An 8,827-nucleotide genomic window follows, 5' to 3' on the forward strand; every position below is an offset into this window, starting at 1 on the left:
AGGGCATGGCGCGCTTCCCTATCAAGCGCGGCACGCCCTTGGGCCTGCCGCACTGAGCGCCTGTTCCGGCACGGCGTGATTGCGGCGTCATGCCGCGCAGGCGCACCGGCTGCGGCGCCACGGCCCAGGCCCGCGCCGGACCTGCCCGCTTGCAGCGGATACGCTATACGGCGGCCTTGGGCAGCGTGACGGTCAGGATGGTCCCGCTGTCCGGGTTGGGACGCAGGGTCAGGCTGCCGCCCAGGTGGGCGCAGCGCTGGCGCGCCACCCGCAGGCCGAACTTGCCGGGCGTATCCGGGCCGACGCCGTTCAGGCCCACGCCATTGTCCTTGACCGTCAGCGTGACCTCATCCTCGTTGTCGTCCACGATCACGTCGACCTCGCTGGCGCTGGCGTGGCTGGCGATATTGCGCAGCGCTTCCTCCAGCGCGTGCAGCAGCACGATGCCGTAGCTGCGCGGACAATCGAGCTCGTCGTCCGGCAGGCTGCTGCGCGCCGTGATCTGCTGCTGGGCGCCGAACTGGCTGACGGTCTCGCCCAGCGCCACCCGCGCGCCCAGGAATTCCAGCTTGTCGTTCCACAGCCGGTGCTGCATCTGGCGGTTGCTGTCGACGATCTGCTGCAGCAGCTGCTTCATCTGGCCGGCGCGCTGCTGCAGGGCGGGATCGTCCGGCAGCTTGTGGGTCAGCAGTCCCAGGTGCATGGACAGCGCGGTCAGCGAGGAACCCAGGTTGTCGTGCAGCTGGCGCGCCAGGCTGCGGCGCTGCTCGTCCCAGCTGCTGTGGACGTGGCCCAGCAGTTCGCTGAGATCGGCGCTGCGCTGCGCTTCCAGGGCGGCGGAATCGGGCTGGGACATAGGCGGCTCAATAGGTCGGTGGAAGTTGGTTTGCTCGGGGCCGATGATACCCGAGCCTGGCGGGAGGCGGCGCATGCATCATGGCGACAGCGGCACCTGGGCGCAATTGTCGATGGCTTCCATCAGCTGCCCTATCTCCACCGGCTTGACCAGGTGGCGGTCGAAGCCCGCTTCCTGCACGCGCCGGGTATCCTCGGCCAGGCCGTAGCCGGTCAGGGCGATCAGCTTGATGTGGCGGGTGGCCGGGTCGGCGCGCAGGCGGCGCGCCACCTCGTAGCCGTCGATGCCGGGCAGGCCGATGTCCACCAGCGCCAGGCCGGGCTGGAAGCTGTGCGCCAGCGCCACCCCGGCCAGGCCGTCGGCGGCCTGCTTGACCTCGTAGCCGTAGCAGCCCAGCATCATGGCCATCATGTCGCGGCCGTCGTCGTTGTCCTCGATCAGCACGATGCTGGGCTTGCCGTGTCGCGCTTCCGGGGCGGCCGCCGGGATGGCCGGCGCCGCGTGCTCGATGCGCGGCAGGCGCAGCGTGAAGGTGCTGCCCCCACCCGGCCCGCGGGACTCGGCCTGCACGGCGCCGCCATGCAGCTCGGTCAGGCGCCGCACCAGCGACAAGCCGATGCCCAGCCCGCCCTGGGAGCGGTCCAGGGTGCTGCTGCCCTGGACAAACACGTCGAACACGTGGGGCAGCAGGTCGGCGGTGATGCCTACCCCGGAATCGCGCACGCACAGCACCACGTCATCGTTCTCGGTCCAGGTGCGCACTTCGATGCGGCCGCCGGCCGGCGTGTACTTCAGGGCGTTGTCCAGCAGGTTGCTGGTGATCTGCTCCAGCCGGGTGCTGTCGCCGCTGACCCAGCCGGCGTCCAGTTCCTGCACCAGCTGGTAGTCGGCGGCGCGGCCGGTGGCGCGGAAGGTCTCCAGCACCCCGGCGGTCAGCGCGGCCAGGTCCAGCGGCTGGCGGTTGAGCAGGATCTTGCCCGACATGGCGCGCGACAGGTCCAGCAAGTCGTCGACGATGCGGCCCAGGTGCTGGCTCTGGCGCTGGATGATCTTGCGGGCCCGCGCCACGCCCTCGGCCGACACCCCGGGCAGGCCGATCAGCGAGGCGGCGCTGCTGATGGCGGACAGCGGATTGCGCAGCTCGTGGCCCAGCATGGCCAGGAACTCGTCCTTGGCGTGGTTCTGGCGCTCGGCTACCTGGCGCTCGGCCATCTCGCGCGTCAGGCGCTGGTTGGTGGCGGTCAATTCGGTGGTGCGCTGGCTCAGTTCGCGCGCCTGCAGCTTGAGCTCCTCGTTCTTCATGGCCAGCGCCACGAATACCGAAATCTTGGCGTACAGGACCTGCGGAATCACGGGGGTGAACAGGAAATCCACGGCGCCGCGCTGGTAAGCCTTGAGGCGGTCCAGTTCATCGGCCAGGAAGGCGGTGATGAAGATGATGGGGATATCGGCCGAGCGGGCGCGCTGGTGGATGGCCTCGGCCGTCTCGAAGCCGTCCATGCCGGGCATGTTCACGTCCAGCAGGATGACGGCGAAATCGTGCATCAGCACTTGGCGCAGCGCATCCTGGCCGGAACGCGCCGCCAGTACTTCATAGGATTCCTGCTCGGCCCACTGCGACAGCAGGCTGGTCAGGGCAAACAGGCTGTTGGCGTCGTCATTGACGACCAGGATTTTTGGTTTGTCGAGTGTAGGCACGATCTGGGTACCGGCATGTCCTGCATGGGTCTAGCGGCCCGGTAGCTGCCACGTTGCGGTCCGGCTGATCATAGCAATTGCTTATATGAATGTCAAAAGCCCTCCGGGCAATCGCGCGCGGGGTGTGTACGATGCCGCACAGACCGGGGCCGGCCACGCCTGCACACTGTATCCATCCCCATTGAAAGGACCCCATCATGAACATCGATACCGTAGTGGACAAAGAATACGTGGGCCACAGCTTCCGCTCCCTGGCCGACGCTCCCGTCAGCGCGCTGCGCGGCGTCAGCGCCAAGGACGCCCAGGCGCTGGCCCAGGCATTCCAGGTGCACACGGTGCGCGACCTGGCCAACCTGCAGTTCGTCAAGTGGGCGGTCGCCATCGCCACACTGGCCGACCACGAACAGGCCTCGCCGCAGGAACAGGCCAAGGAAACCCTGCTGGACGACGCGGTCGAGATGACCTTCCCGGCCAGCGATCCGATCTCGGTCGATTCCGGCATCACCCGCATCGAGGTGCCGCCCGAGAAAGTGGACGCGCACAGCGACCACCAGCACGCGGCCAAGGTGGCCGAGTGCACCGAGAGCGGCGTCAAGGAAGCGGAGGCGGCCCACTGATAGCGGGCCCGCCCATGAAGAAAGGCTGCCGCGGCAGCCTTTTTTTTACGCGGGTTTCATGCCGGTTGCCTGCTGCGGCCGGCCCGGCCTGCGCAGCCAGGCCTGGCGCGGCCCGGCCAAGCTCATACCAGGCTGGACGCCTTGGCGGGGGAGGCCGCGAGCGGTGCGGCCGCGCCGGCGCAGCTGTAGCGGTTCTTGCCGGCCCGTTTGGCGTCATACAGGGCAGCGTCGGCGCTGGCGATCAGGGCGTCGACGCGGTCGGCGTGGTCGGGGAAGATCGCGATGCCGATGCTGGTCGACAGCTTGAGCGTGACGCCATTGACCACGTAAGGCTCCGAGACCGCCTCGATCAGCTTGTTGGCAGGTTCCTGGGCGTCGCCCATGGCGTTGATGTCGCCCATCACGATGACGAATTCGTCGCCACCCACACGCGCCACCGTGTCCTCCTTGCGCGAACAGCCCACCAGGCGCTGCGCCACCTGCTTGAGGATCTCGTCGCCATAGGCGTGGCCGTAGGTGTCGTTGACCGGCTTGAAACCGTCCAGGTCCAGGTACATGACGGCGGCCTTGTTCTGCTGGCGCGCCGCGTGCTGCAGCACGGTGGCGATGCGGTCTTCCAGCAGGCGGCGGTTGGGCAGGCCGGTGAGCGGATCGTGCAGGGCCAGTTCCTGCTGCTTCTTGCTGTATTGGGCCAGTTCCTTGTACAGCAGGCGCACTTCCAGCATGTTGTGGATGCGTTTGTGCACTTCCAGCAGGTCGAAGGGCTTGCTGATGAAGTCACGCGCGCCCGCTTCCAGGGCGGCGATCTTGAAGCTGGGCTGGGCGGTCAGGGCCAGCACCGGCAGGTAGCCGCCCTGTTCGATTTCCTTGAGTCCCTTCATGACCTGGAAGCCGTTCAGTTCCGGCATCTGCAGGTCCAGCAGGATCAGGTCGTAGCAGTGCTGGCGGTGCATGGCGCACACCTGCTCCGGCAGCATGGTGGAGGTCACATCCGTGTAGCCGAACTCGCGCAGGATTTCCAGCATCAGGTCGATGTTGTCCGCGCAGTCATCCACCACCAGGATCTTGGCGTTCAGGATGTCATCTCGGCTCGGCATAATGGTCTCGCTCAGTACTCAAATCTGCCTCCCAGTTAAGCAGGCGGGTTTTGTTAACGATAATGCAAGCACTGTTGTTGCGCTGCACACTACCGGGGAAATTATTTCCATGTGGAAATTAATTGTACCCTGTTTTTCTGATTTTCCAAGTGTATCAAGAGACTTTAAGATTGCTTGTAGGACAGTGCGCCGTGCCCGGGTAGGAGTTGCAACACCATCTTCCTGGAAAGTGCCCTGGCGGACTGAGCAACTTGCAATATAGGTAAGGATTATAGCGTAATCAAGTCTCATTACCTGTGTTTGGCGTCACGCATGGCGCGCCGCAGCATGGCGGCTGGCAGCCACCTTGGCCACCAGCTCGGCCGGCTCCACCGGTTTGGCGATGTGGGCCAGGAAGCCGCTGGACAGCACCCGCTGGCGGTCCTCGGCGCGGGCGAAAGCGGTCAGGGCGATGGCCGGCAGGTCGCCGCCGTGGGCCGGTCCCATGGCGCGGATGCGGTCCAGCAGGCCGTAGCCATCCATCTCCGGCATGCCGAGGTCGGACACCAGCAGGTCGGGGCGGCGGTGCTGCAGCAGGGCCAGGGCTTCGCTGGCGGTGGCGGCGGTCAGCACCTCGGCGTTGCAGTCGGTCAGGATGCGCTTGATCAGGTCGCGCGCATCGTCCTCGTCGTCCACCACCAGCACTTGCAGGCCGCTGAGGTCGCAATCGGCATCCACTGGCGCGGCCGGCGCGCGCTGCGCCGGCCGCGCCGGGGACGGCGCCGGCACGGCCGCCACGCTGTGCGGCAGACGCACCGTGAACAGCGCGCCGCAGCCTTCCCCGGCGCTGGCGGCCGACACCGTGCCGCCGTGCTGCTCGACCAGGTGCTTGACGATGGCCAGTCCCAGTCCCAGGCCGCCGTGGCGGCGCGTGGCCGAGGCGTCGGCCTGGCGGAAGCGCTCGAACACGTGGGGCAGGAAGGCCGGGGCGATGCCTATCCCGCTGTCCTGCACGGCGACCGCCACCTGCTCGCCCTCGCGCGCCACGCTGACCCGTACGGCGCCGCCGCGCGGCGTAAACTTGATGGCGTTGGTCAGCAGGTTCCAGAAGATTTGCTGCAGGCGGCCGGGATCGCCGGTGACCAGGCCGGCGTCCGGCGCGATCTCCTGTTCGATGCGGATATGCTTGGCCTCGGCCGCCAGGCGCACGCTGTCGATGGCGTGGGCCACCGCCGCCTCCGGCGCCAGGGTAGCCATGCTCAGCTGCACTTGGCCGGTGGTGATGCGGCTCATGTCCAGCAAGTCCTCGATCAGCTGGGCCTGGGCGCGCGCATTGCGTTCGATGGTGGACAGGCCCTTTTCCAGGTCGCCGTGGTCGCGTCCGCCGCGCCGCAGCACCTGGGCCCAGCCCAGGATGGCGGTCAGCGGGGTGCGCAGCTCATGTGACAGCGTGGCCAGGAATTCGTCCTTGAGCTGGCTGTTGCGCTCGGCCTCGGCGCGCGCTTCGCGTTCGCTTTCGAGCAGCACGGCGCGCTCCTGGGCCGCCTGCTGTGTGGCCTCGAACAGGCGCGCGTTGTCGATCGCGACCGCGGCCTGGGCCGCGATGCCGCCCACGATGCGCTCGGTACGCTCGCTGAACATGTTCGGTTCCGGGTGGCCGAACAGCAGGTTGCCGATCACCTCGCCGGAGCGCGATACCACCGGCACCGCCAGGTAGCTGCGCACCGGCGGGTGGCCGCGCGGCACGCCCAGGTGAGGCGGATTGGCGCCGTAGCGCGGGTCGGCCAGCACATCGTCGCAGCGCAGGGTGCCGTGGCCGAGCAGGCTGGGGCCCAGCAGGGCGGTGGCGCGCGGCACGCCCAGGCCGGCGAAACCGGATGGCGCATTGCTCGACAGCGTATGCAGCAGCAGGGCCGCGCCGTCCGCCCCCACGCCGGAGTAGAAGAAGGCGCCGAAGCGCGCGCCGCTGATGTGGGTGGCGGCGTCCGTCACCTCCTGCAGCAGCGACTGCAGGTCGCGGGTCCAGGCCAGGGCGGCGCCGGTGTGGTTCAGGGTTTCCAGGATGTCGCTTTCGTCGCGCAGCGCCTCCTGGGCGCGCTTGACCTGGTCGACGTCGGTGCAGGTGCCGAACCAGCGCAGCACCTTGCCGCCGCTGCCGCGCACCGGGTTGGCGCGGGTCAGGAACCAGCGGAACTGGCCGTCGGCGCCGCGTATCGGCAGTTCCATCTCGAACGGCTGGCCGCTGTGCACCGACTGGCGCCAGCGCTGCTCCATCAGGTCCACGCAATCGGGTGCATACACCTGCTTCCAGCCGTCGCCCAGCAGCATGCCGTCGCTGGCGCCGGTGTAGTCGTACCAGCGGCGGTTGTACCAGACCTGCTGGCCGTCCGCCTCGGCGATCCACACCAGCTGCGGGATGGTGTCGGCCAGTGCGCGCAGGTCGGCCTCGCTCTGGCGCAGGGCGTCGTCGCCGCTGCGGCGCTTGGAGGCATCCTGCACATAGCACAGCAGGCCGTCGGCCGAGGGCAGGGCGCGCAGCGCCAGCCAGCGCTCGCGCGCCGCATGGTAGAAGTCGCACTGCACCGGCTGCTGCCTGGCCAGGGCGTGGCGCAGCTGGCTTTCCAGGATGCCGCCGCGCAGGGAAGGCAGCACCTGCCACAGGGACTGGCCGGCCAGCTCCTGTCGCGGCGCGGCGCGCAGCAGTTCCTCGGCCTGGGGATTGATCTGGGTTATGGTCCACTCGGGGCTGATGATGAGCAAGCCCTCATTCATGGTGGCCAGCAGCAAATGCATGCGCTCGTTGCTGGCGCGGCGTGCGGCCTCCGGCGTCGGCGGCGTTGGGCTGGGGCTGGCGGTCGGATCTGGCAAGGTCATAAAACTGGAGCCGCGCATGCAGGGCGGCGCGGAATGGAATGAACCATTGTAGCGTCCGGAGCGGAAGCGTGGCGGCTGGCGCGGCGCGTCGTCATGCCGGACTACTACCCTTGGCCTTGTAGGCCTTTGCCGATATCGTCCAGGGCGGCTTGCAGCTGGTCGATGTCGTACGGCTTTTGCAGCGAGCGCGAGGGGAACTCCAGGTGGCGGGTCAATTCGTCCCCGTAGCCCGAGGCGAACATGATGGCGATGGCCGGATGGCTGCGCAGGGCATGGCGCGCCAGCTCCACGCCAGACATGCCGGGCAGGCTGACATCGGTGAACAGCACGTCGTAGGCCTCGGCCAGCAAGGGCAAGGCGTCCTCGGCGCTCAAGGCCGCGCGCACCTCGTGGCCCAGGGCGCGCAGGGTTTCGCACACCAGATATTGAGCATCGGCATTGTCTTCCACTACCAGGATGCGCAAGGCGCCGCCGGCTGCAGATGCGGAGGGCGCCAGCTTGGCGGGTGCCAGCGCGCACAGGACGCCGGCCACCTCGCCATCCTGGCCGCGCACCGGGGTGTAATGCAGGTCCAGCGCCAGTGTTTCCGCCGCACCGCTGCGCCACACCGGCAGTTCGGTGGCCGGACAGACAGCGGCCTGGCCTGCCCATACGTCGCCGATGGCGGCGCTGTTCCAGCTCCATGCCGGAGGCTGCAACGTGGGAAGGATGGCGCCGGCCTGCTTCTGCGTGCCGGGCAGGGCCAGTTCGGCGTAGGCGGGGTTGTAGACCATGATGTGTTGACTGCCCCACATGAGCAGCATGGGCAGCGGTGTGTTCAGCATGATGTCCACCGTGAGCCGCAGCGCAGGCGGCCAGGCCTCCTGCGGACCGAGTGGCGTACGGGACCAGTCGGGAGCGGCAGGGACGATGCTGTGAGTCTCGGTCATTGCGATATACCCGTCTTTCTTATTGATATTATTGATTTAACTGAAACGCAAAGGCATGCTACACCAAAAGCATGGTTGTCTGATGTGCGGTGGCGTACAGTCCGGCGGGCGGCGCAAAAAAAAGCCCGCTCTGGGAGCGGGCTGAATCTATTTCCTTGGAGGAGAATAGAGGAGACGTTTCCATCATGCTGCATCGCGCAATAAAATGCAAATTCTTATTTGTAATGTGCCCCATAAGCCACGTGAATAAGATGGGTGGCCAACATAGACAGGAGGTTGCATGGCGAAAGTGATCAAGCACAGGAAGGTGAATATCGTCGTGCTGGAGCCTGGCGAAGGGCTGGAACAGCACGCCCGCGCGGGCGACATCGTGTTGTTGTCAGACGACGAAGGCTGGTGGGTCAGGTTCGTGGGCGGGGACGGAAAAATCGATTGCTATGGTGAACCGTTTCCGTCAGAGAAGGAGGCCTTGTGGACTGCCAAGGCGGCGGCTGAATACGGCCTCGACTAGGGGGCTGGACAAGGGAGAAACACCTCACTATAATGCTGCTTCTTTCAAACGGGGAACCGTTGTGAGGGATGCAGCAAGTGGCATGTGTTGTGATGCAAGTTGATTCGGTGATTTATTGACCCGACCCAATAAAACGATAGAAATATCGAACTTTGCAAAACAAAATATGTGCGCTATAATGTTGCTCGGGCGGCTGTAGCTCAGCTGGATAGAGTACTTGGCTACGAACCAAGGGGTCGTGGGTTCGATTCCTGCCAGCCGCACCA

Annotated in this window: 7 protein-coding genes and 1 tRNA gene; 3 read left to right on the forward strand and 5 right to left on the reverse strand. The window is 66.6% G+C overall.

Annotation, left to right across the window (positions count from 1 at the left end; genetic code table 11):
• Window positions 1–163: 163 nt before the first annotated feature.
• Together ACLB1G_RS05600 and ACLB1G_RS05605 are read right to left on the reverse strand one after the other, a co-directional pair.
• Window positions 164–856, reverse strand: a complete 693-nt coding sequence (locus ACLB1G_RS05600; RefSeq protein WP_491626207.1) for a sensor histidine kinase — start codon at window positions 854–856, stop codon at window positions 164–166.
• A gap of 78 nt (window positions 857–934) precedes the next feature.
• On the reverse strand, window positions 935–2,554 hold the full coding sequence (locus tag ACLB1G_RS05605; protein WP_491626208.1) for a response regulator: 1,620 nt from the start codon (window positions 2,552–2,554) through the stop codon (window positions 935–937).
• A 197-nt stretch (window positions 2,555–2,751) separates the two neighbouring features.
• Here ACLB1G_RS05605 and ACLB1G_RS05610 point away from each other — a divergent pair, with 197 nt between their 5' ends.
• Window positions 2,752–3,171 carry a hypothetical protein gene (locus ACLB1G_RS05610; protein WP_491626209.1) on the forward strand — a complete coding sequence of 140 codons (420 nt, stop codon included), beginning with the start codon at window positions 2,752–2,754 and terminating at the stop codon, window positions 3,169–3,171.
• Between the two features lie 122 nt (window positions 3,172–3,293).
• Here ACLB1G_RS05610 and ACLB1G_RS05615 read toward each other — a convergent pair whose 3' ends face one another.
• The 3 genes from ACLB1G_RS05615 to ACLB1G_RS05625 all read right to left on the reverse strand — a co-directional run bounded on the left by ACLB1G_RS05615 (window position 3,294) and on the right by ACLB1G_RS05625 (window position 8,050).
• A complete protein-coding gene (locus ACLB1G_RS05615; protein WP_491626210.1) occupies window positions 3,294–4,268 on the reverse strand; it encodes a diguanylate cyclase domain-containing protein in 975 nt (324 codons plus the stop codon).
• Window positions 4,269–4,574: 306 nt separating this feature from the next.
• Window positions 4,575–7,121, reverse strand: a complete 2,547-nt coding sequence (locus tag ACLB1G_RS05620; protein WP_491626211.1) for a hybrid sensor histidine kinase/response regulator — start codon at window positions 7,119–7,121, stop codon at window positions 4,575–4,577.
• Window positions 7,122–7,225: 104 nt separating this feature from the next.
• A complete protein-coding gene (locus ACLB1G_RS05625) occupies window positions 7,226–8,050 on the reverse strand; it encodes a response regulator (protein WP_491626212.1) in 825 nt (274 codons plus the stop codon).
• A 280-nt stretch (window positions 8,051–8,330) separates the two neighbouring features.
• Between ACLB1G_RS05625 and ACLB1G_RS05630 the strand changes: the two genes are divergently transcribed.
• Window positions 8,331–8,561 carry a hypothetical protein gene (locus ACLB1G_RS05630; RefSeq protein ID WP_491626213.1) on the forward strand — a complete coding sequence of 77 codons (231 nt, stop codon included), beginning with the start codon at window positions 8,331–8,333 and terminating at the stop codon, window positions 8,559–8,561.
• A 189-nt stretch (window positions 8,562–8,750) separates the two neighbouring features.
• Window positions 8,751–8,827: transfer RNA gene (locus ACLB1G_RS05635), tRNA-Arg, on the forward strand.

Source organism: Duganella kummerowiae, assembly GCF_053572355.1.

Bases quoted from the DNA above. Each gene is read 5' to 3' on its own strand.
- ACLB1G_RS05600 (WP_491626207.1), bottom strand. From the start codon at position 856: ATGTCCCAGCCCGATTCCGCCGCCCTGGAAGCGCAGCGCAGCGCCGAT.
- ACLB1G_RS05630 (WP_491626213.1), top strand. From the start codon at position 8,331: ATGGCGAAAGTGATCAAGCACAGGAAGGTGAATATCGTCGTGCTGGAG.
- ACLB1G_RS05615 (WP_491626210.1), bottom strand. From the start codon at position 4,268: ATGCCGAGCCGAGATGACATCCTGAACGCCAAGATCCTGGTGGTGGAT.
- ACLB1G_RS05625 (WP_491626212.1), bottom strand. From the start codon at position 8,050: ATGACCGAGACTCACAGCATCGTCCCTGCCGCTCCCGACTGGTCCCGT.
- ACLB1G_RS05620 (WP_491626211.1), bottom strand. From the start codon at position 7,121: ATGACCTTGCCAGATCCGACCGCCAGCCCCAGCCCAACGCCGCCGACG.
- ACLB1G_RS05610 (WP_491626209.1), top strand. From the start codon at position 2,752: ATGAACATCGATACCGTAGTGGACAAAGAATACGTGGGCCACAGCTTC.